25 protein-coding genes, 2 tRNA genes and 1 pseudogene are annotated in these 19,735 nt (G+C 69.8%); 14 read left to right on the top strand and 14 right to left on the bottom strand.

What is annotated here, in order from left to right:
- Nucleotides 1-2: 2 nt before the first annotated feature.
- Nucleotides 3-1,022: a hypothetical protein gene (locus QP090_RS15690; RefSeq protein ID WP_285939597.1), complete on the bottom strand. Its 1,020-nt coding sequence runs from the start codon at nt 1,020-1,022 to the stop codon at nt 3-5.
- A gap of 306 nt (nt 1,023-1,328) precedes the next feature.
- Between QP090_RS15690 and QP090_RS15695 the strand changes: the two genes are divergently transcribed.
- Nucleotides 1,329-1,916, top strand: a complete 588-nt coding sequence (locus QP090_RS15695; protein ID WP_285939598.1) for a SigE family RNA polymerase sigma factor — start codon at nt 1,329-1,331, stop codon at nt 1,914-1,916.
- A gap of 134 nt (nt 1,917-2,050) precedes the next feature.
- Here the strand turns inward: QP090_RS15695 and QP090_RS15700 are convergent, their stop codons facing one another.
- The gene (locus QP090_RS15700) at nt 2,051-2,200 is read right to left on the bottom strand and encodes a hypothetical protein (protein WP_285939599.1); all 150 of its coding nucleotides are present in this window, start codon (nt 2,198-2,200) and stop codon (nt 2,051-2,053) included.
- A gap of 114 nt (nt 2,201-2,314) precedes the next feature.
- On the opposite strand from QP090_RS15700, the gene QP090_RS15705 reads away from it, so the two are divergent.
- Entirely contained in the window at nt 2,315-4,072 is a 1,758-nt protein-coding gene (locus QP090_RS15705; protein ID WP_285939600.1) for an RNA polymerase sigma factor, read from the top strand.
- A gap of 2 nt (nt 4,073-4,074) precedes the next feature.
- On the opposite strand, the gene QP090_RS15710 is transcribed toward QP090_RS15705, so the two are convergent.
- Nucleotides 4,075-4,881 carry a MerR family transcriptional regulator gene (locus tag QP090_RS15710; protein WP_285939601.1) on the bottom strand — a complete coding sequence of 269 codons (807 nt, stop codon included), beginning with the start codon at nt 4,879-4,881 and terminating at the stop codon, nt 4,075-4,077.
- Between the two features lie 66 nt (nt 4,882-4,947).
- On the opposite strand from QP090_RS15710, the gene QP090_RS15715 reads away from it, so the two are divergent.
- A complete protein-coding gene (locus QP090_RS15715) occupies nt 4,948-5,988 on the top strand; it encodes an adenylate/guanylate cyclase domain-containing protein (protein ID WP_285939602.1) in 1,041 nt (346 codons plus the stop codon).
- 123 nt (nt 5,989-6,111) lie between these two features.
- Nucleotides 6,112-6,516: a hypothetical protein gene (locus QP090_RS15720; protein WP_285939603.1), complete on the top strand. Its 405-nt coding sequence runs from the start codon at nt 6,112-6,114 to the stop codon at nt 6,514-6,516.
- Between the two features lie 560 nt (nt 6,517-7,076).
- Here QP090_RS15720 and QP090_RS15725 read toward each other — a convergent pair.
- A tRNA-Ser gene (locus QP090_RS15725) sits at nt 7,077-7,169 on the bottom strand.
- A gap of 315 nt (nt 7,170-7,484) precedes the next feature.
- On the opposite strand from QP090_RS15725, the gene QP090_RS15730 reads away from it, so the two are divergent.
- From QP090_RS15730 to QP090_RS15735, 3 genes and pseudogenes are all read left to right on the top strand, one after another.
- A tRNA-Arg gene (locus QP090_RS15730) sits at nt 7,485-7,560 on the top strand.
- Nucleotides 7,561-7,743: 183 nt separating this feature from the next.
- A pseudogene (locus QP090_RS37660) lies at nt 7,744-7,959 on the top strand (hypothetical protein); the annotation flags it as partial.
- 37 nt (nt 7,960-7,996) lie between these two features.
- Nucleotides 7,997-8,347, top strand: a complete 351-nt coding sequence (locus tag QP090_RS15735; RefSeq protein ID WP_285940095.1) for a tyrosine-type recombinase/integrase — start codon at nt 7,997-7,999, stop codon at nt 8,345-8,347.
- Here QP090_RS15735 and QP090_RS15740 read toward each other — a convergent pair.
- Entirely contained in the window at nt 8,344-9,141 is a 798-nt protein-coding gene (locus QP090_RS15740) for a hypothetical protein (protein ID WP_285939604.1), read from the bottom strand. The genes QP090_RS15735 and QP090_RS15740 overlap by 4 nt on opposite strands.
- 44 nt (nt 9,142-9,185) lie before the next feature.
- Nucleotides 9,186-9,365 carry a hypothetical protein gene (locus QP090_RS15745; protein ID WP_285939605.1) on the bottom strand — a complete coding sequence of 60 codons (180 nt, stop codon included), beginning with the start codon at nt 9,363-9,365 and terminating at the stop codon, nt 9,186-9,188.
- Between the two features lie 228 nt (nt 9,366-9,593).
- On the opposite strand from QP090_RS15745, the gene QP090_RS15750 reads away from it, so the two are divergent.
- Entirely contained in the window at nt 9,594-9,887 is a 294-nt protein-coding gene (locus QP090_RS15750) for a hypothetical protein (RefSeq protein WP_285939606.1), read from the top strand.
- Nucleotides 9,888-10,174: 287 nt separating this feature from the next.
- On the opposite strand, the gene QP090_RS15755 is transcribed toward QP090_RS15750, so the two are convergent.
- The 3 genes from QP090_RS15755 to QP090_RS15765 form a co-directional block, all read right to left on the bottom strand.
- The gene (locus tag QP090_RS15755; RefSeq protein WP_285939607.1) at nt 10,175-10,330 is read right to left on the bottom strand and encodes a hypothetical protein; all 156 of its coding nucleotides are present in this window, start codon (nt 10,328-10,330) and stop codon (nt 10,175-10,177) included.
- 219 nt (nt 10,331-10,549) lie between these two features.
- A complete protein-coding gene (locus QP090_RS15760) occupies nt 10,550-11,707 on the bottom strand; it encodes a methyltransferase domain-containing protein (protein WP_285939608.1) in 1,158 nt (385 codons plus the stop codon).
- A 5-nt stretch (nt 11,708-11,712) separates the two neighbouring features.
- Nucleotides 11,713-11,940: an SPASM domain-containing protein gene (locus QP090_RS15765; protein ID WP_285939609.1), complete on the bottom strand. Its 228-nt coding sequence runs from the start codon at nt 11,938-11,940 to the stop codon at nt 11,713-11,715.
- Between QP090_RS15765 and QP090_RS15770 the strand changes: the two genes are divergently transcribed.
- The 3 genes from QP090_RS15770 to QP090_RS15780 all read left to right on the top strand — a co-directional run bounded on the left by QP090_RS15770 (nt 11,935) and on the right by QP090_RS15780 (nt 13,738).
- The gene (locus QP090_RS15770; RefSeq protein ID WP_285939610.1) at nt 11,935-12,111 is read left to right on the top strand and encodes a hypothetical protein; all 177 of its coding nucleotides are present in this window, start codon (nt 11,935-11,937) and stop codon (nt 12,109-12,111) included. The two genes, QP090_RS15765 and QP090_RS15770, sit on opposite strands and share 6 nt — an antisense overlap.
- A 491-nt stretch (nt 12,112-12,602) precedes the next feature.
- The gene (locus QP090_RS15775; protein ID WP_285939611.1) at nt 12,603-13,190 is read left to right on the top strand and encodes a P-loop nucleotide/nucleoside kinase family protein; all 588 of its coding nucleotides are present in this window, start codon (nt 12,603-12,605) and stop codon (nt 13,188-13,190) included.
- Nucleotides 13,187-13,738, top strand: coding sequence for a nucleoside/nucleotide kinase family protein (locus QP090_RS15780; RefSeq protein ID WP_285939612.1), 552 nt, complete (start codon nt 13,187-13,189; stop codon nt 13,736-13,738). Before QP090_RS15775 ends, QP090_RS15780 begins: the two co-directional genes overlap by 4 nt.
- A 13-nt stretch (nt 13,739-13,751) precedes the next feature.
- On the opposite strand, the gene QP090_RS15785 is transcribed toward QP090_RS15780, so the two are convergent.
- Together QP090_RS15785 and QP090_RS15790 are read right to left on the bottom strand one after the other, a co-directional pair.
- Complete coding sequence (locus tag QP090_RS15785; protein WP_285939613.1) at nt 13,752-14,111, bottom strand: hypothetical protein; 360 nt, start codon at nt 14,109-14,111, stop codon at nt 13,752-13,754.
- 76 nt (nt 14,112-14,187) lie between these two features.
- Nucleotides 14,188-14,433: a hypothetical protein gene (locus tag QP090_RS15790; protein ID WP_285939614.1), complete on the bottom strand. Its 246-nt coding sequence runs from the start codon at nt 14,431-14,433 to the stop codon at nt 14,188-14,190.
- Between the two features lie 329 nt (nt 14,434-14,762).
- Here QP090_RS15790 and QP090_RS15795 point away from each other — a divergent pair, with 329 nt between their 5' ends.
- Together QP090_RS15795 and QP090_RS15800 are read left to right on the top strand one after the other, a co-directional pair.
- Nucleotides 14,763-15,110 carry a P-loop nucleotide/nucleoside kinase family protein gene (locus QP090_RS15795; RefSeq protein WP_285939615.1) on the top strand — a complete coding sequence of 116 codons (348 nt, stop codon included), beginning with the start codon at nt 14,763-14,765 and terminating at the stop codon, nt 15,108-15,110.
- Nucleotides 15,111-15,384: 274 nt separating this feature from the next.
- Nucleotides 15,385-16,608 (top strand): cation:proton antiporter, encoded by a 1,224-nt coding sequence (locus QP090_RS15800; RefSeq protein WP_285939616.1) that lies wholly within the window; start codon nt 15,385-15,387, stop codon nt 16,606-16,608.
- 400 nt (nt 16,609-17,008) lie between these two features.
- On the opposite strand, the gene QP090_RS15805 is transcribed toward QP090_RS15800, so the two are convergent.
- The gene (locus QP090_RS15805; RefSeq protein ID WP_285939617.1) at nt 17,009-17,383 is read right to left on the bottom strand and encodes a hypothetical protein; all 375 of its coding nucleotides are present in this window, start codon (nt 17,381-17,383) and stop codon (nt 17,009-17,011) included.
- Between the two features lie 332 nt (nt 17,384-17,715).
- Nucleotides 17,716-18,312: a hypothetical protein gene (locus QP090_RS15810; RefSeq protein ID WP_285939618.1), complete on the bottom strand. Its 597-nt coding sequence runs from the start codon at nt 18,310-18,312 to the stop codon at nt 17,716-17,718.
- A gap of 370 nt (nt 18,313-18,682) precedes the next feature.
- On the opposite strand from QP090_RS15810, the gene QP090_RS15815 reads away from it, so the two are divergent.
- A complete protein-coding gene (locus tag QP090_RS15815; protein ID WP_285939619.1) occupies nt 18,683-19,258 on the top strand; it encodes a GNAT family N-acetyltransferase in 576 nt (191 codons plus the stop codon).
- A gap of 22 nt (nt 19,259-19,280) precedes the next feature.
- Here QP090_RS15815 and QP090_RS15820 read toward each other — a convergent pair whose 3' ends face one another.
- Nucleotides 19,281-19,412 (bottom strand): hypothetical protein, encoded by a 132-nt coding sequence (locus QP090_RS15820; RefSeq protein ID WP_285939620.1) that lies wholly within the window; start codon nt 19,410-19,412, stop codon nt 19,281-19,283.
- Nucleotides 19,413-19,735: the final 323 nt, after the last annotated feature.

The following is a 19,735-nucleotide window of genomic DNA, read 5'->3' on the forward strand; positions in this document are numbered from 1 at the left end:
CGTCAGCGCCCCAGCCCGTCCTCATCGGGAGCCCCGTGGCGCACGACCGTGTTGAAGCACCCCGCCTCCAGTTCGCCGCCCAGCCCGACGAACGCGGCGGGCGTCAGCTCGACCACCCGGCCGCGCGGCGACGTCCCGCACTCGACGCAGCGGTCGCAGAACAGGGCCGCCGCGCAACCGCACTCGACCACCGGAACGACCCCGGTGCGGCCGGTGCACTCGTTCCTGACGGCCAGCTCGCTGCCGAGCGACAGGAACGGGAGCGGAACGCATCCGGCGGGTGCGTCGGCGCACCCGCCCGCCTCGCCCTCGGCGTCCACCGCCGGGTAGGCGGCCCCGCCGATCCGGGACTCGGCGCCGCCGCGCGTGCCCCAGCCGGAGCGGGCCTCCTCGGCGTCCTGCCCGGCGTCGAACCAGGTGGCGGTGCCGTGCAGGGCGTCGGGGACCGGGGCCGTCGGGGGTGGCGCGGCGAGGTCGTCCGCGCGGTAGCCGGGTTGCGAGGTGCCGGGACGCACCGCCTGGGGGCCGCCGGGGGACCGCACGCAGATCGCGTCGAAGAGGTAGCCGGGTTCCAGGCGCGGATGCCGGACCAGGACGCGGCCGAGGGCCTGCGGGGGGAGCAGCACGTGGACGCGCCCCCGGTGCGGGCCCATGTCGACCTCCACGGTGTCCCGCCCGCGCGTCAGGATGGTGCCGGAGACCCGGCGGACGTCGACCCAGATCCGGTCGGCGCCGAGTCCGTCGGCGGCCTCCCGGACGATCGCCTCGCGGCCCGGCCGCAGCGCGGCGAGGCCCCCGGGCCCGCCGCGCCAGACCTTGGTGGCCGGGGTCAGCGGCAACCGCTGCTCACGCCCCTCCGCGTGCAGGACGAGCAGATGCGGGCTCGCGTCGAGCACGGTTCCGGTCAGGACCCGCAGGGGACGGTCGTCGTCGGCGGAGCCGCCGCGCGGGGCCGGCGAGGCCCCGAGAACGGCCTCGCGACGGCGGCGGCGGCCGGCTCCACGACGGCGGGGGACTGGCATGGCGGCACTCCAGTATCGGTCTTCACATGCTGTCACGGCAGTTAGGACGGCGAGTCAAGGGTCGTGCCAGGCCACTCAACTGTCGACGGATTTGTCGCGATAAGTCGACGGCCGGTTGCAGTTTGTTATTCCCGGTGGAAGATTTATCCTCCGGCTTACCCGAATATGCCATTTTGGTTGGCCCGGAATTACGATCTCCGTGCGATCGTCGAAGGCGCCGGGACCTGCCCGCGACCTGCCCGCGACCGAGATCCACGACAGGATCCGGACCTGGCGGGCCCGGCGCGACCCTGGCCCGGTGGTGACGTGAGCGACACGCGGCACGAGGAGTTCCGCGAGTACGTCCAGGCCCGCGGCCCCGCGCTGCTGCGCGCCGCGACCAGGCTGACCGGCGACGGGGTCGAGGCCGAGGACCTGCTCCAGGCCGCGCTGGCCAAGACCTACCTCGCCTGGGACCGGATCCACGACCGCGCCGCGATGGACGGATACGTGCGCCGCGCCATGGTCAACACGCAGATCTCCTGGTGGCGCCGCCGCAAGCTGGACATCTACCCCACCGACGAGCTCCCCGAGCGGCCCGTGGACGACGACACCCGGCGCAGCGACATGCACGACGCGCTCGGCCGCGCCCTCGACCGGCTGCCCGAACGGCAGCGCCTCGCCGTGATGCTCCGCTACTACGAGGACATGCCGGAGGCCGAGATCGCCGAGGTGCTCGGAATCAGCGTGGGCACGGTCAAGAGCACGGTCTCGCGGGCGGTGGCCAAGCTCCGGGACGACGCCGGCCTGGAGGACGACTTCCCCGGCATCCCTCCCCAGGCCCCCGATCCCCCCGCACCTGATCCCTCCGCACCTGATCCCTCCGCTCCCGAACGAGCGAATCCGGGAGAGTGACGACAAAACGCCCCGTCCTCGCCGCCGGAGCGGGAGAGCGGGGCGTTTCGTGCCGGCCGGGCTTCCCCACCCGCCGACGTGGTCAGGCTACAGCGGGGCGGGCCTCGGCACCGGTTCATTTCACGTGTTCGACGTCAGGTGAGCCGGGGGTCGAGGAGGGTCTCCATGTTGCGGGCCATCGCGGAGCGCAGCCGCTCGTTGGCGAGTTCGGCGTGCAGGAGGCCGAGATGGCGGTCGCTCGGCGTGTCCGGACGATCACCGCACGGGCCTTCATGATCACGCACCGCTGGGGTGTTCCCACCCTTGGGTCACCGCGTCCGGTCATTTCAGGGGATCAAGTGGTGCGGATGGGGCGTACGGGTGTATGCAGGACTTCCATGCCGGTGCCGGGAGCGTGCATGTCCAGGTGGTCCTCCCACGAAGCCAGGGCCGACCGCCGGTTGGTCCAGGGCCTCAACGAGGGTGACGAGACCGTCCTGGGCGAGCTGTACGACGCGTACTCTGAGCATCTCTTCGACTACGTGTCGTCGATGACCGGGGACGTCAAGACCACCGCCGACATCGTGCACGACACGTTCATCGACGCCTACCGGCGCGCGCCGCGCATGCGCGACCATCTGCATCTGAGCTCGTGGCTGTTCGGCGCGGCCCGCCGCAGGTGCGTCCAGCGCGGGCATCCCGCGGAGCTGTACTGGGACCGCGACGCCGAGTTCTCCGAGGCCCCTGCCCGGTCCGGTGGCCCGGAGGCGCGGCCCCTGGAGTCGGACGAGCTGCACGATCTGCTGCGCGCGACCCTCGCACGAATGGAGCCCGGCGACCAGGAAGCGATCCTGCTGGCCGGACGCCACCGGCTGCGTCCGTCCAGGCTCGGCGCGGCGCTCGGGCTGTCTCCCCGGCGTGCCGCGATGCGGGTGCGGAAGGCCCGGCTGAGCATGGAGGACGCGCTCAAAGCCGAGGCGCTCCTGGTCGCGCAGGACTGCGCCACCGGGCGACGCTCCGTCCGGGGCGGACGGGCCGCCGACGCAGAGACCGAACTCCATGAGCCGACCGGCCCCCCTGCTGATGGCGATGCGTTCGCTGAATCCTCAGGGGACGCGCCCGACGGCGCCAAGGAGAAGCGCGGGGCTCGCAGTACGACGGGACGGTCGTTCCGTAGCGCCGCCGTCGTGGTGCTCGCGGCACGTAGTCCCGGCCCCAGGCAGACGCCTCCGCCGAGCCACAATCGGGCGCTCGCCGGTGGCTGCGCCCCACGGGGTGAGGCCGGCCCCCCTGAGGACGACTCCGAATCCAACGAACCAGACCTCGAACAGCACATCGCCGCCTGCGAGTCCTGCACCCGGCTGGACGGGCTGCGGGCCGTCGCGCTCCTGACGCGCGCGCCGTCGCCCGTCCTGCCCGCAGCGCTACGCCACCGGGTGATGCACACCGCGACGGACCCCGAGCTGGCCGGATACCGGGCCGACATCGCGGCGCGCGGCGGGGCGCTCACCCCGGAGGGGCTCCCCAGCCAGCCGGACGTGCCGTCCCCGTTCACCCGGCGGTGGCTGTTCACCGGCGGCGGCATGGCCGGGGCCCTGGTCAGTGCGCTGCTGGCCGTGATGGTCATGGGACCGGGGCTGGGCCCGGCCACGCTGTCCTGGCCGCCGTTCGGGACCCGCCCGCAGCCGTCGATCACCCACACCTCCCCGTCCAACGGGAGCGGTGCGGAGCACGGGAAGCGCAGGTCGGGGGAGCGGTCGCAGCCCCCGCAGGCGGTCGGCCCGGCGCTGCGCCCCCAGACCGACGGGAGGGAGCCGCACGTCCCGACCTCGCCCCCGCACCGCTCGCCCGCTCCCCCGTCGAGTTCGCCGCAGCGACCGGCGAAGCCGGGGGACCTGGTGATCGCGCCGGGCCAGGTGGAGATGTACGGGACCAAGACCGCCACGCTGCGACTCAAGGCGTCGGGCGGCCGGGTGACCTGGACCGCGATGGTGTCGGACGGGCAGATCGTGCTGTCCCAGATGCAGGGCGCGATGGCCAAGGGCCGGTCGGACGAGCTGACAGTGACGCTGCGGACGGCGCTGATCGGCCTTCCGGGCAGGGGGACGATCACCTTCACCGATTCCGAGGGCGCCGTCCGGGCCATCACCGTGGTCTGGGGCGCCAGCCTCCTCTGACGTCAGGTCTCGGTGGGACGCGCGGCGATCTGGTCGCGGACGAGTTCGAGGTGCCCCCCGAGCGCCGCCTGCACCCTGGCCTCCATCGCACGGGCGATGAACGGGTCGACGACCATCTTCACCAGCGGACGCATCCGGCGCACGACCGCGGCGACCTCGGTGAGCTCGTCGCCGCCGGGGACGGGGTCGTCCTCCAGCCGGTGGAACACGTGCTCCCGCACCAGGTTCACGAACCGCCCGGCGATGACGTCGCAGTCGTCGCGGATCTGCTGGGCGATGTCGAGCACCGATTCGAGCGGCACCCCGGCGGCGACGAGTTCGGCGCCGACGTGCAGCAGCCGCGGGCTCGGCACCCGGAAGTGGTCCCCCTCGGGCTCGACCAGGCCCAGCTCGACGGTCCGCGCGAGCAGCCGCTCGGACTCGTCCTCGCCCAGCCCCCCGGCGAAGATGCCGATCAGCTCGTCATGGCTCGCGGTGCCGGGGATCTCGTCCGACCAGGGATCGGTGAGGACCTTCTCCAGCCCGAGGACGTCGCCGACGTCCTTGCCGGTCTCCCACGCCGACACCAGGTCCTTGATGATCGCGAAGGTGTAGCCGCGGCCGAGCAGCTTGCCGATCAGCCGCAGCCGGGCCAGATGGGAGTCGCCGTACAGGCCGACCCGGCCCTCCAGCCGGGGCGGCGGCAGCAGCCCCCGGTCCTGGTAGGCGCGGATGTTCCGCACGGTGCTCCCGGCCGCCTGGGCCAGCTCGTCGATTCGGTACTCGGCCATGCCCCGCCCGCCGGACTGCTCGTCCCCTCGACCGTTCATCCTTGACGGCAGTGATCTTACCCCGCCACTATTGTTACATCAGTCGATGAGACATAGAGGTGGCCGGTGGCGGACCCCCAGGACATCGAAGAGACCCTCCTCGGCGGACCCGTGCGCTACACGCGCGAGGAGATCGAGGTGCTGGCCGGGGTCACCGAGGACCAGGCCCGCCGGATCTGGCAGGCGCTCGGCTTCCCGGCGCCCGCGGGCGACGAGCGCGCCTTCACCGACGGCGACGTGGCCGCGCTCGGCGAGATCCGGGAGCTGCTCGGCAACGACCTGATCGACGAGGACATGGTCGTGCAGCTCGTCCGCGCGGTCGGCCAGACGATGGGACGCCTGGCGAGCTGGCTCAGCGACGTCTGGCTGCGCCGCCTCTCCGAGCAGATCCCGCCGGACGAGCCGGTCACCGAGGACATCGTGACCGCGGCGCTGGCCGCGACCGAGGAGCTGCGTCCCGCGTTCGAACGGCTGCTGCTGCACGGCTGGCGCCGCCAGCTCGCCGCCGCCGGGATGCGCGCTGCCGCGTCCACCGCCACCGCGAGCGCCGACCCGGCCGCCGGCGTCGCCAACCTCGCGGTCGGGTTCGCCGACGTGGTGTCGTTCACCCGGCTGAGCCGCCGGATGGACGGCGACGCGCTCGCGGCGTTCATCGAGCGATTCGAGTCCGCCACCACCGAGGCCGTCGCCGACCAGGGCGGACGGGTGGTCAAGACGCTCGGCGACGAGATCCTCTTCGTCGTCTCCGACCCGGCCGCAGCGGCCGAGACGGGCCTGCGCATCTCCGAGCGCTTCGAGGCCGATCCCGACTTCCCGCGCGTCCGGGTGGGGATGGCGTACGGCGAGGTCATCATGCGCCTCGGCGACGTGTTCGGCACCCCGGTCAACCTGGCCGCCCGCCTCACCGCGACCGCCTACCCGGGCGCGGTCCTGGTCGACGGCGCACTCGCCGCCGCCCTCAACGACGCCGGCCCGTACGACACGTCCTCCCTGCGGCCCCGTCCGCTCCAGGGCCTGGGCCGCGTCCGCCCCCGCCTCCTCCGCCGTCCGCACCGACCGGACCACACCCCCGGCTCCCTCCGGCTGGACAAGCCCGCGCGACATTGACCCCGACCGCTTCTACGATAAGCACCTCCGAGGTGCATATTCACAAATAAGGAATCAATAGCGTATCGATAGGAACCTGGCTTAATTTCGACCCGTCAGCCAAACTACGGAAAGGAGAGACGCGTGCGTGTCAAGCGAACGCTCGCCCTGATGGGAGCCGGTGCCGCCGCGATGGCCTCGATCGCGATGACGGCGCCCCCGGCGAGCGCGTCGGACGGGCAGGAGTATGCCAAGAAGGGCTCTCCGAGTCATGACTACTGGCTCCGCTGCACCACCCGTGACGGCGCGTTCGGCTGCTTTCAGCCGTACGGCGAGTACTTCTACATCAAGGACATCGAAAAGGAGGGCGAGTCCCCCTTTGTCCAGTGGAAGTCCAGCACCGGCCGGAGCGGGACTATCACGGCAAAAGTCGGCTACATGAACTGGGGCTACGTCAACAAGAGCTTCGACGAGTCCACCACGATCACCTTCCGCTCGTGCGTGCTGGTCTGCTCGAAGTGGACCTCCGTGAGCGCGGGCTACGAATAACCACACCGCGAGACCGACGCCGGGGCTTCGTCAGAGCGCTGCGGGCGGCGAACGCCACGGTGGGGAGGCCGGCAGCTCGACGAGGCCGGCCGACCGGGAAACATGGTGGTGCCCATGGCATCCTCGATGAACCGACCCTGGCGGCGCTTCAGGCCGACTTCCTCGCGCCTCGGTGAAGCAAATGGTCGACCCACGCCGAACCTGGGCACAGGAGCGCTCGGCGCCGTCAAGACCGCCGGCTCGCATCGGCAGGCCGCACTGGACCGGAATCCCGTCCAAACACTGGCACACCGGTACCGCCTCAGACCTGATCCTCTTCTAACGCGACCTGCGCCACATGGGGATGTACATCGGCGGCGGAAGGATGGTCCAAGCCCCTCCGACCGCTGAGCGCACCCACCGGCGTCCCCCGCGCTTCGCAACGCCTCGCCCCAAGCCCGCCCGCGCGGACATGCCGAGCCGGTCAGACCCAGTTGTACATGCCCATTGGTCGAGGTGGGCCCCCACACAGGAAGCCCAAACGCCCCCGCTGACGTGTTGCTCAGCGGGGGCGTTGCTGGTGGCGGAGGATCGGGGATTTGAACCCCGGATGGGCGGTAAACCCAAACCGCATTAGCAGTGCGGCGCCATAGACCGGACTAGGCGAATCCTCCAGAAGCCCTGAGGCTCGGCACAGACTACCGGTTCGGCGTACCAACCAGCAAAGTCCGGCCTGGGGTCAGGGAGCCCAGTCTAGCCCCGTCGTGCGGGTCGCGCCTCCGATGCCGCGAAAGCCGGCGTCCGGACGGCCAACACCGTCGACCCGCGTCCTTCCATCAGCGCGCGATGCTACGGCGCCTGCCCAAGGTCGCGAGCCGATCCGAGGCACTCTCCCCCGAGAGCACGCACACCCGTCCCCCCAGGTCGACGCGAGCCTGGCAACCGATTCGCGAACCTCCCCCCGGAGCCGGTACAGTTAACCCCGGCTGGCAGCCGTAGCTCAACGGATAGAGCATCTGACTACGGATCAGAAGGTTGGGGGTTCGAATCCCTCCGGCTGCACCAGACAGGCCCTGACCTCCCGATACTGCGGGGGCCAGGGCCTTCGTCGTTGAGGGACATTGCTCCAACACCTTCTGATTTGGTCATAGTGGGTGCTTACTATCTCGCCATGAACCACGCCGATCTACTGACCTGGCGGGAGTTCGAGCGCGACCTGCGCACCGCCAAGCGGATCCCCCCCGAACCATCCAGTCCTACAACGAGGCCGCCGAGCAGCTCGCCGAGTTCACCGCCGGCAGTTGGTGCGAAGCTGGCTGCGACCACGCCACCCATGACGGCGCCACGTTCGAGGACATGACCAAGGCGCACGTTCAGGACTACCTCCTCACCGTCCTGGACCGGCACTCCACCACGACCGCCGCGAACCGGTTCCGCTCCCTGCGCCGGTTCTTCAACTGGATGGTTCGGCGCGAAGACCGGCAAGGCGCTGTCGAAGTACCTGCGTGCCCGTCCCCGGCATCCGCTCGTCCTCGCGGCTCGGGCCAAGGACCCCGACTCCGACGGCCCCGCGCTGCTGTGGCTTGGCTGGTGCGGCAAGCCGCTCGATGCCTCCGGCATCTATCAAATGATCGAGCGGCGTTGTGACGAGGCTGGCATCCCTCGCATTCACCCGCACCAACTCCGGCACTTTGCTGTGGACGCCTGGTACGAGGATGGCGGCAGCATCCAGGACGCGATGACGCTGTTCGGCTGGTCGTCGCCCGCGATGGCCCACCACTATGCGAAGGCCACCGCGGGCAAGCGCGCGGTGGCCGCGTCACGGCGCGCGTCGCTGGGCGACCGGCTCTAGCAGAGCACCCGGGTCCCGATGGGGAGTGGCAGCTCCGGGCCGGCCACGCACAACCCGGACATGCCGGCCCGGCCGGGCGGCTCGGTCATGGATGGTGGGCTGACCTGGCTGACCTGGCTGGCCGGGCTGGCCGGGTCGCTCGGTCCCTGGGAGTCTCCGCCGGTGCTTTCGTCGACCGGCGGCGGACTGGTCGACGGGGTCGACGGGCCGGAGTCGGACGACGGGGCGGGTGGGCGGGCCGTCGAGGGCGGGCTGGAGGTGGGCCGACTCGGTGCGGGCGACGGGGTGCCGGACGGACTTGGAGAAGGACTCGGAGTCGAGCTGGAGCTCGGTGTGCGGGACGGGCGAACGGGCGTCGGCTCGGGGGGCGGGTCGGCGGGGTCGATCGGCCGAGGGGCCGCGGGTTCGCCGCGGTTGTTCCGGGGCAGGTCGACGGCGAGCGGCGCGACGAGGGGCGCGACGGCGATGCTGCCAGCGGCGGCCGTGCCGGCGGCGACGAGTGCGGCGGCTTGGACGGAGTGTCCATGGCTCCAGCGGACGAGGGTCAGGACGACGACGCCGAGTGCGCCGAGTCGTGCCAGCCAGATCCGATTGGCACGTTCCTGTGCGGGCGGGGCCGGCGGGCTGGGCGGCAGACCGCGCGCCGTGGCCTCCTCTTCGATGAGCCGGTCGACGAGGGCGAGGTTGGCCTGTGCCTTGCTGGCGTTGATCTGGGCGCAGACGCGTGCTCGTCGGAGGGTGGCGAGGCGGTCGGTGTTGGTGGTGGGCTCCCTGTGCGGGTCCTGCATGTGCAAACTCGGCTCCCTGATCTCGTTCGTGATCAGGGAGCCGCCGCTTGTCAGCGGTCGATCAGGTAGCCGTCGTAGACTCCGCCTACGCAGGTCCCGAAGTAACCCGTGACATGACCTCCGCCTTGTATGCATTGCTCGGCGGTGATCGACGGTGCCGCACTGGCCGGAACCGCAGTGATCATGGTCGCCACCGCGACCGTGATCGAGGCGATGAGGATACGTTTCATGATCAACCCTCCCCTTGATGACAATCAGTAGTTTAAGGATGACTTAGAGTCGCCATGACTTGCGGTTCGGCAAGATTCACCTAGCCTCCGCCGAGGCGACCGACCGACGTGGTCGACAGGCAGGAGCTCGACCGGCCGAACCGAACTTCGGTGACTCACTGTTAATGTTCCAATACTGTTTGTGATGGTTGGTGGATTGCCGGCCGCTTCGGATCTTCAGGAGTCACCATGAAACGAGTCGCGACCACGCTCGGAACCCTCGCCGTAGCCGGAACGCTCACCCTCGCCGCGCCCGGCACGGCCTCCGCCGCGCACGGAGAACTCGTCTTCGGCGGCGGCCAGGTGGTCCATAACCCGAGCGGCTGCATCAAGGCCCAGACCCGGCCGCTCATCCTCCAGAACCGGACCAACGAGTATGCCCTGATCTTCAGTAGCCCGAACTGCACCCGCGAGATGCTGGCCGTGGTTCCTCCCGGAGGCCGCACCGTCCAGGAGCGCGGCTCCAGCGTCTACGTCGCGTAGTCCCCAACCCAACCCGGTGCGGACAACGCACTACCGGGAGAGAAGCCGACCGACAGGAAGCGCCACATCCCTGCGGGGGTGTGGCGCTTTTCGTCATTCCTGGACTGCGGGTATCGCGCGGGGTTACCGTCCCGACGCCGGCGCAGTTCTCGGCCGCCTGGCCCCGTGGGCGGCGACGCTCCCCGCGCGGGCGCCCCCGTCCTCTCGCTTCGACGGGAGGGCGGGGCCGGTGGCGGTCCGCCGCCGGCCCTGGCGGGTCGGGGCGGACCGCCGTGTTCGCCGGTCGGTCAGGCCTGGGTGCTGAAGTCGTCGCACATAGCGGTCAGGCCCCAGTGGCAGATGGTGCAGCTACCCGCCTGGTAGTTCGGCGCTTCCGAGGGCACCAGGTTCAGGGCGGTGACGTCGATGGCACCGGCGTCGCGGGGCTCGAGGGACTTCGGCATTTCGCCTCCAGTGATTTCGGAGAGTGATTGAGCATATGTATTGAGTCATAGTCCGGAGGCGTGCGCCACCACCGCCACGGTCATGTCCCCCGCGGCCATCCCCCAGTGCTGACCACCCTCAAGAACACCCTCGTGCCCCTCGCCTTGCTGGCCAACTGCTCGCGGCGTTGCCTGACGTCATGGCCCCGGGGCGGTCATGCGCCCCGGGGCCGTGACGGATCAGGTGAGGGTGACCGTCCAGGACCCCCGGCGCAGGTGGATCACGCCGTCCGGAGTGATGGTGGCGCGGGCTCCGTGCACGGGCAGCGACCCGTCTCGGAGCCACCGGGCGCGGATGTCGTCGAGGACATCCCACAGTCGGCGCGGACCGCCCTGGTGAACTGTCACCGGGCCGTCGGGGTGGCCGGTCGCGCGGGCCCACGACCCGTCATCGTGGACCAGGACCGCGGTACGGTCGCCGCCCTTGGTCTCTCGGTAGTCGCAGTTGATTCCGGGCGCGGTGACGCCCAGCATCGACCACAGCCCCCACGCCTCCATCACGTTCACCACCGGGTACCGGCCCGCCGCGACGTCCTCGTCCTCGGCGGTGTGCGCCGCGGCGATCGCCGCGACCACGTCGGGCGGGTAGTCGGGGCCGTTGCGCGAGGTCATGAAGCCTGCGCGGTCCCATTCGATTCGCCCTTCGGCGCCGCCGTCGGGGGTGGAGTCGGCAGTGAGGATGAGGGAGGTTCCGGCCAGGGTGGTGACCAGCCGGCCGCCGGGCCGAAGCCCGGCCAGCCACGACGCAGGGACCGGGCGGACCGACACCGTCGCGATGATCCGGTCGAACGTGCCCGGTACCGGCTCGGTCGCGTCGACCGTGCACGCCTGCGGCCGGAGCCCGGTCCGGTCGAGCCGTTCGGCGGCGGCCTGGACGAGGTAGGGATCCACGTCCACGGAGGTGACGTGCCGGTCGCCGAGGCGCGTGGCCAGTAGCGCGGTCCCGTACCCCGACCCGGTCCCCACGTCCAGGACGTCCAGGCCGTCGGCCAGGCGGGCGTGCCGGAACATGTGCACCAGCAACCCTGGCAGCGTCGCCGACGAGGTCGGAGACCCGGCCGTCTGCTCGCCCGGTTTGGCGTCGTCGGCGTGGCGGGTGCCGACGCGGGTGACACGGGAACGGTCGGTGAAGGCGGCCGTCAGCCAGCCGCCCTCGTCGGCCGGGCCGTCGACCAGGTCCCAGGTCGCCGCTCCGTACAGACCCGGCGCGGGCGCGGCCCACGCCCACCAGCGCGGAACGAACTCGTGCCGCGGAACCGAGGCGATGACGGGACGCCACCGGGACGTGGCGTGCGTGACCTGCTCGGCGAGGCGCGCGGCGTGCGGTTTCCAGTCCATGGCCGTCAGATTGCCGGGTCGCAGTCGTTGCTGTCCGCCGGACCGCACCGACCGGCCTTCCCCGGGATCGACGCGACCACCTCACTCCACCGGTCGGCGGCCAGCAGTTCGGCGAGCGGGGCGTCGCGGACGTTCCCGGCATCGAACGCACGGCCGAGGACGCACGGCATCAGCCGCCCGCTCGTGTCGATCGCCGCCCGGCCGCGCCCGCACGACCCGCACAGGTCATGCACCGACGTGGCCGCACCACGGCCGAGGGCCCGGCCGACCGGACGGGCGTCGTCGACGTTGTGGTCGGTGATGCCGAGTCGATGGCGGGGTGGGCGGCGGCCTGCTCGATCACCCGCGTCCAGTCCGCGGGCGTCATGGTCCCGGTGCCGCCCGCGGGCCCGGAGTTGCTATAGCAGTGCAAGCACGCGGCCGTGCACCGCCGGGTGATCTCCAGTTCGAGGAACGCGACGGGCTCGATCCGCGTCGGTGCGGGGATGTCGGTCGTGATGGTCATGCGAACCACCTTCGGCGCGCTGCATCGGTTGGTGCCGCGGCCCCGGGCGCGCGCCAGCAAACCCGGGGCCGCGGGGTCTCATGGGCCGATCAGCCGTTCGGCCGCGATCAGCCGAGGGTCGCCGTCCTCGTCGGGGGCGATGAAGAACTTGCGGACCCGGCCGTCGGGGGCGACGCCGCGCCACCACCCGTCCGCTTCGCGCAGCAGCGTCCCGGCGATCTGGCCGTCTCAAGAGTCAGCCCGTGCGCCTCGCGTAGCTCACGGAGCCTGAGGGGCTGCCGGCCGGGGCGCTGCTTTGTCACAGTCATCTGACGACCCTTTCGATTTACTTGTAAAGCGGCTCATATCGGGCGCTCGACCAGTTCGAATGGGGGATGTGAAGGTGGATGTATGACGGACGGCAGCCAGGCCCGCGACGCAGACGCCGGAAGCGTTCTCAAGAACCGGGTGGTCGACGCGTGGCGGGGACGAGTCCTCGCCGACGGGACCGACAGCCCGGTTCTCGTCCTGGTCGGCGGTTACGCCGGTGAAAAAGTCCTCGCGACGCTCGGAGGTGATCAGCACGACCGCCATAGCGATCTCTATCTCAACGAAGTGAGGCCGCTGGAGTGCAAATGCCCTATGGACACCGCATTCGATAATATCGACTGCGGAATCTCCACGATCCTCACCGCGCCGTTCATCACAGAATTGAACGACCCCGCATGGCTCAACCGGCTCACCAACCGGTGCAAGGCCAAGGGCATGGGCGTGGCCGCGATCTGGGTCCGCTGCGACATCGATTCGATGCGCGAGTACATCGAGTTCCGCGACGCCCCCCGCGACGCGTGGAAGCTTGAGCACTGGGACGACTACGCCCGCGGCATCGACACAGCGACCAGCCCGCCCAGCGTCCACCTCACCATCGACAACCGCCAGGGCGCGGCCATCAGCATCGCCGACCAGACGCGGGAGGCCCTGCGTAAGATCCTCGGGTGACCAGGCAAGGCGTGATCCTCTACGGCCCACCCACCAGCGGCAAGGACACGGTCACGGCCGCACTGGCCCGCCAGGACGAACGCCTCACGCTGTTGACCAAGCTCAAGCTCGGAGCCGGCCGCAGCACCGGCTACCGCTACGTCTCCCCGGACGACCTCAACACCCTCCGCACGGCGGGCCGCCTTCTGGTCGAGACCCACCGCTACGGCAACCGCTACGCCGTGGACCGCGACGACGTCGACGCGCTCACCACAACCGGCCGCATCCCCGTCGCCCACATGGGCAACGTCGCCGACCTGCAACGTCTACGCGCAGCGGTCCCGCTGGCATGGACGGCCGTCCTCCTATGGATACCTCGCGAGGTGTGCGCCGAACGGTCCCGCCTACGGGGCGACGCAGACCGCCCCAAACGCCTACAGGCGTGGGACGAGACGTACGCCGATCTCCAGACCGCAGGCGAGACCAAGCCGTTCGACCTCACCATCAATACCGACGAGTCCGAGCCTGCCGAGGCGGCCCGGAGAATCATCGAGACCATCAAGCCGTAAGACGAGGCCCAGGTCAGCGCCAGCCCCCATACCCCCGGGGCTCGATTCCCCACATGGCCAGCAGCGCGGTAGCAGAATCGGCCGCGCGCCACGATTCAGAGCACGGCCCCAGCCACGCCCCCGTGCTCGACAGGTACCACCAGTACAGCGCCCCCCGAACGACCGTGACGCTGTCGCCCACGATCGGCGCATCAGGCGCGAACACATGAAGCACCGGCGGCATCTGCTCGTATCGCCGCTCCGTCCCCCACCCCAAAAGGCCCAGGTCACGCGCCAACTTGTCGAGGCGACGGCAGGCCCAGCGGAAGCGCCAACGTTCAGCGAACGAGCCGGTTGGAGACAGCACGGCCGACGAACCCGAGGGGTCGTTCATCGACCGCGCTGTCTCCTCCACCCACGAGGTCGCCCCTTCCCTTGCGGCCCCGTCCGGTGGCGGGACGGGTGCACCATTAAGCCCCGTCACCGGATTCCTTGATCTTCCGAACTCGCTCGCGCTCTTCCGTGAGCGCTTCACGCAGCGCATCCGGGCCGCCCCGGATCACCGTCGGGTCGATTCCGGCGTCCGGGTCGTGCAGGGAGGCGACCCAGTCGCCGAGCCGTCCGTCCTGACGGACCGACCGCCAGATCCGGTGACCGACGAAGTCGGTTCGGAGCCGGGCCAGATCCTCGTCTTGAGAGCGTGTGCGCATGTCCATCGCGGATGACCTCACATCGGCTGCACGGATCCGGACAGTGATCACCAGACCCGTTGTGCAGTGTGGAAACGACATCACCCAAGGTCGCGCGTCACCGCATTCGGCAAAGGAGCCCGAGAGGGGGCCAGGAAGGGGCCAGACTGTGAGACGGAGGTAGCCGGATGAGCACCGAGCGACGACGAGAGTTCGGCGCGTACGTTGCGCGCCTACGTGGCACCAAGAGCCAACGCGCCCACGCGGCCCTCCTGTGCGAGCTGGCGGGAACCGCCACCCTCACCCGCAACGAGGTGTCCCGCTGAGAACGCGGCGAACGCGTCCCGGACGACTGGTTGCCCTACATCGCCCGCGCCCACAACATCCAACTGTCGGTCCTGGAACGCATGGCCGCCCACGCCCGAGGCGACCAGCCCGCCACCGATGACGCCCCGTTCGACCTTTCGGGCCTGTTCCCCGGAGGCGACGCGCTCAAGACCCGCATCGCCAACGCCCGGCACAGCCGCGCCGTCGCCAACGCAGGCGCCGGCCCCGTCCTGATCCTGGTCGGCGGCTACGCCGGATCAGGCAAAAGCGAGTTCGCCCGCTTCCTGGCCGACCTATCCGGCTGGGCCGTCCTGGACAAAGACCAGGTCATGGTGTGTCCGCGCCAACCTGGCGATACTCCGTCCAGTAGCGTCTAAGTTTCGGAGCGTTGCCAATATTGGCGTGGTCACCGGTCATCTGAGTGGCCAGGTCCGCGGCAGGATTCGCGCCCGGGGCGGGGTCGGGTGGGGGCTCCTGCTCGGTGCGCAGCATGCTGGCGGGCTCAGTTGGGGGCTGGGAGGGGTTCGGCGTCGGCGGCCAGCAGGTCGCCCACGATCTTTGAGCGTGCGCGATTCGTCGTTGTGATCGGCTGACGCCGTTCCGATGAGCCGCGTCCGCAAGGGCCGGTGAACGCGGGGCCAGGGGGGCGCTATGACAACCGATCAGATCCTTTTTGGGCTGGGGCTGACCGTCGCACTCGCGGTCGCCTCTCAGCTCCTGGCGGACCGCTTGCGCATCCCCGCATTGATCGTCCTGCTGCCGACCGGTTTCGTCGCGGGTGCGCTGATCGATGACATCGATCCGCACCGGCTGCTGGGGGCGGCCTTCGAGCCCCTGGTGTCACTGTCGGTCGCGCTGATCCTCTACGACTCCGGTCTCGGACTGGATCTGCGGAAGCTGAAGGGAGATACCCGCCGCATCGTGGTCAGGCTGATCGTATTCGGCGTGCCGGGCACGATGGCGGCCGCTGCGCTGCTGGCCGCGCCGCTGCTCGGCCTGTCGGCGGGCGCGGCGGTGATGCTGGGGGCCATTCTGGTCGTCTCCGGCCCAACGGTGGTGAGCCCGCTGCTCGGCTTCGTCCGACCCGTCGAGCGGGTGCGGCGCATCCTGGTCTGGGAGGGCTCACTGGTCGATCCGATCGGCGGCATCCTGGGCGCGGTGGTGTTCGGCGCCGTCCTCCAGAAGGCCCGCATAGGCTCCGGCGCCCACGTGCTGGAGTTCGTCCTCAGCATCGGAGTCGGCCTGGCTGGCGGCGTCATCGGGACAGGACTGCTGTGGCTGCTGATGCGATCGCTCCGGTTCGGCGAGGTGCTCGCCACCACCACACAGATCGCCACCGTGATCGGCGTGGCGGCCGCATGTGACATCGCCCGCGAGGACACCGGCCTGCTGGCGGCGATCATCATGGGACTGGCCGTGGCCAACCTGAAGAGGTTCGACCTCCCCGCACGCAGGCCGGTCTCCGAGACGCTCGTCCAGCTGATCATCGGCCTCCTGTTCATCTCCATCTCGGCCACGATCACGCCACAGTCGGTCGCCAATGTGGCGCTCCCGACCCTGGGACTGGTCGCCGCCTTGGTCCTGCTCGTCAGACCGCTCCTGGCCTACCTGGCAACGCGCGGGACGGGCCTGACGACCGGCGAGTGGTGCTTCATCGGGTGGATGGACCCGCGCGGCATCGTCGCCGCCGCCACCGCCTCGACGTTCTCCGTCCAGCTCGCCGCGCAGGGAATCGGTGGTGCCTCCAAGATCCTGCCCGTCACGTTCCTGGTGATCGTCGTGACGGTGACGTTGTACGGGCTGACCGCGACCCCGGTGGCCCGCCGTCTGGGCGTCGTCCGCGCCGCGGACCAAAGCACTCATCCGCGCGGATGATCAGCGTCAGGAGGCTTGGCAGCGCAGTGCGCGGAGGACGACACACGGGAAGCTCAGGCAGAGCGAAAGGTGAGGGTCTCCGCGCTCACGTCGGCTCAACTACGGCGAGGGGGAGACTACCCGGGTGAAAGCGCTGCCGTCGGGTCTGCTGTACAGCAGAAAAGTACAGCAGCACAGGCACACAACGGCTTACGCACCCGATCATTGACACACAGCTTTAGCTGGGGTGGAGCGGCCCAGCGCGGTCCTGCCAGTGGCTACGGATCAGAAGGTTGGGGGTTCGAATCCCTCCGGCTGCACCACAGGTCAAAGGCCCCTTCCAGAGATGGAAGGGGCCTTTTTCTGTGCCGTGGGAGCCACGGTGGGAGCCACGCGCCCGGATCAGTCTCCGAACAGGGCGCTACTCATCCCCACGGCCGCCGCACGCTTGTCGTCCACGAACAGACGCCCGTACACGTCCCTGGTGATCAAGGGCGGCGCTCGCGCCGTTGGCGCGGCCCGCCGCCTGCGCCGCCTCAGCCAGCGTTGTCTCGAGCAGTCCCATGTTCTCGGGGAACGTCTCCAAAAACTCCCTGGCCCCCGGCCTCTGTTCTTTGGCTGCCATCTCGCGGACGACCGTGAGGATCAATGCTCGGTCGTCTCGGTTCTGCTGGCCGAGCACGTGAGCGATCCACTCCATCTGCCGAACCGCGCCGTCAGAGTTCAGGTCTCCGTCGTCGCAGGACTCAAAGAACCAGGTGAGTTCGACCGCCAGGGCGATCAGGTCCTTGACCAAGTTGGGAGAGGCTGGCATCGCCGCATCATTCCGCACGCTGGTTGAACGAGCGTGACTCGGGGCGCGCTGCCTCCCACGGTCCCGCCGGTCCGGCCAGGCGTCCGCCCGCTCGACCCGTTGACGCACCCTGTGCTCGCACAACGCCGCCACGCACAGGTCAGGCAGCGGAACCGCACGCGTCGAGTTCTTGGCCTTGGGCCGCCGAGCAGGTCAGCGGACGAGGCCGGCCGGGTGCGGATCTGCTTGTGAGACTCGTAATGAATCGCTTGTCGATGTGCTGCACTGGCCTGCGTCGGAGTTCCGCGTTGGGTGACGTCGTCCGGTCGGACGGGTCAGGACGCTGTCGCGATCGAAACGAGTGCCAGTGCCATGGCTGCGGCGCACACGATGCCGGCGACCGCGAAGGCGATCCGGTAGGGATGCTGCTCAGCCCACGACACAAGGCCCGGATTCGTCTTGGCGAATTCCTTGGCGTCGACGGGACCGTCGGGCCCGCTGCACGGCACGCCGAGCGCGTTCACCAACCGGGCGAAATCCTCGTGCGTGTAAAGACCGCCCTGCACCCTGATGAGCAGGTTGCGTTGTGCGTCGAGCACGAACAGGCTCTCGCCTGCCCCTCCGCGAGGCGCGGTGATGCTCGCGCGCACCACCTCCGCGACGCGTGAGCGTGGCTGGCACTTTCGGGTGAACAATCCCTGGACGACGAGTTCGTGAGCCGTCAGGGTGATCCGGGCGCTGAGGAGGGCCCCGAGCGCCAGGGGGATCAGCACGGCGAACAGGCCGCCCACGATCAGGGCGAACACGGTCGGGGCGTCGCCGATCAGGATCGCGGCGACGATGCCCGCGGTGGCCACTGCCATGACGGCCAGAACGATCAGCCCTGTCCGGAGGTCCGGCCGAACCACGAGATCATCCTGAACATCGCTCACGCCGACATCGCCCTTTCTTCGGCCTCTAAGAGCTTGCCGCATCGGTGGCAGTGCTTCGGCCGCGCGGAACCGGTCAGGGACTCCGAGCTCCGATGGGCGACATTTGGCCAGGTCTCCACTGTGGGAGGCCAGGAGCCGGGCCTACCTTGACCTGTGACTGCGCCGACCAGTCACCAAGCCGTGTGCCAGGTCTGTGCCCAATACGGGCGGTCGCGGTGCCGGTCCTAGGTGATCGCCAGACCGGAGATGAGGATCGAGGCGGGCACCGCGGTTGCGGAGATGGTGATGGCGATCGCCGCGTCGTTGTGGGGAGATCGCCCGCAGTAGTCCGTTTTGTGTGTCACCACGGCTCTCTGTCAGCATGAAGCCCATGCGTCACCCTCTTGACACGCTGGACTGGCCGATTTCCACCGACCGACTGCTGTTGCGCCGGGCCGCCCCTGACGACCTGGACGCGACCTGGGCCTACCGGCAGCTGCCGGAGATTCACGAATGGGTCGGGGCCGCCACGGCGACGTACGACGACTACCGTGAGCGTTTTCTCCATGAGGAGCGGCTCGCGGACCTGCTCATCGTCGAACTGGACGGCCGGGTGATCGGCGATCTGACGCTGCAGGTCCAGGACGCTTGGGCCCAGGAGGAGGTCGCTGACCAGGCGAAGAGCGTCCAAGGAGGGCTTGGGTGGACGTTGGCTCCCTCCTACGGCGGCAAGGGCTACGCCACCGAAGCGGTACGCGCCCTCATCGACGTCTCCTTCGGGAGTCTTGGCCTGCGCCGCCTGCACGCGGACTGTTTCTACGACAACGAACCTTCGTGGCGGCTGATGGAGCGGGTTGGGATGCGCCGCGAACAGCACACGGTGAGAGACTCTCTCCACCGCACCAAGGGATGGCTCGACGGTCTCTCATACGCGCTCCTGGCCGAGGAATGGCCCGCTCCCGAGTGATGGACCGCCCCGCTGTCCGGTCTCAGTAGAGTTGGCACAGTCTCATCGACCTGACGCACTGCAGGCCGGGCGGCAGTGCCCGGCCCTTGCTGCCGATCTCCTTGCGGTGCCGGCGGACGACGCCGGTGGCGTGGGTCAGGGTCTGGCGCGGCACGGCAGCGAAGCACGATACAGAAGCATGCGGAGCCTCTGATGCAGACGAGCGATTGTGAGAGATCAACCGTCCTACCAGGGGCTCCTTGACGTTCCGGGGCAGCCACACAGACCGCGACCATCACGTGGTCAGCAGTCCCCGCACCGCCGCTGAAAAAGGCTCAGTGGGGGAGTGACACCGGAATCCCTGGCGCACTGTAAATCCGTCGGCCGTGCCCGTTGCGTGCCTGTTGGCAAGGTGATCAACGGGGACTCGCGGTCGTTTGCGGGGCTATCGCCGAGGAGGCCCAGGTCAGGGGGTCGCCAGGTCGGGCACTGGGCTCA

The organism is Actinomadura xylanilytica, assembly GCF_030283145.1.
GTDB classification, from domain to species: domain Bacteria; phylum Actinomycetota; class Actinomycetes; order Streptosporangiales; family Streptosporangiaceae; genus Spirillospora; species Spirillospora xylanilytica.

Bases quoted from the DNA above. Each gene is read 5' to 3' on its own strand.
- QP090_RS15690 (WP_285939597.1), bottom strand. From the start codon at position 1,022: ATGCCAGTCCCCCGCCGTCGTGGAGCCGGCCGCCGCCGCCGTCGCGAG.
- QP090_RS15705 (WP_285939600.1), top strand. From the start codon at position 2,315: ATGTCCAGGTGGTCCTCCCACGAAGCCAGGGCCGACCGCCGGTTGGTC.
- QP090_RS15710 (WP_285939601.1), bottom strand. From the start codon at position 4,881: ATGAACGGTCGAGGGGACGAGCAGTCCGGCGGGCGGGGCATGGCCGAG.
- QP090_RS15745 (WP_285939605.1), bottom strand. From the start codon at position 9,365: ATGAAACGTATCCTCATCGCCTCGATCACGGTCGCGGTGGCGACCATG.
- QP090_RS15750 (WP_285939606.1), top strand. From the start codon at position 9,594: ATGAAACGAGTCGCGACCACGCTCGGAACCCTCGCCGTAGCCGGAACG.
- QP090_RS15755 (WP_285939607.1), bottom strand. From the start codon at position 10,330: ATGCCGAAGTCCCTCGAGCCCCGCGACGCCGGTGCCATCGACGTCACC.
- QP090_RS15760 (WP_285939608.1), bottom strand. From the start codon at position 11,707: ATGGACTGGAAACCGCACGCCGCGCGCCTCGCCGAGCAGGTCACGCAC.
- QP090_RS15770 (WP_285939610.1), top strand. From the start codon at position 11,935: ATGCACCGACGTGGCCGCACCACGGCCGAGGGCCCGGCCGACCGGACG.
- QP090_RS15775 (WP_285939611.1), top strand. From the start codon at position 12,603: ATGACGGACGGCAGCCAGGCCCGCGACGCAGACGCCGGAAGCGTTCTC.
- QP090_RS15785 (WP_285939613.1), bottom strand. From the start codon at position 14,111: ATGAACGACCCCTCGGGTTCGTCGGCCGTGCTGTCTCCAACCGGCTCG.
- QP090_RS15790 (WP_285939614.1), bottom strand. From the start codon at position 14,433: ATGGACATGCGCACACGCTCTCAAGACGAGGATCTGGCCCGGCTCCGA.
- QP090_RS15800 (WP_285939616.1), top strand. From the start codon at position 15,385: ATGACAACCGATCAGATCCTTTTTGGGCTGGGGCTGACCGTCGCACTC.
- QP090_RS15815 (WP_285939619.1), top strand. From the start codon at position 18,683: ATGCGTCACCCTCTTGACACGCTGGACTGGCCGATTTCCACCGACCGA.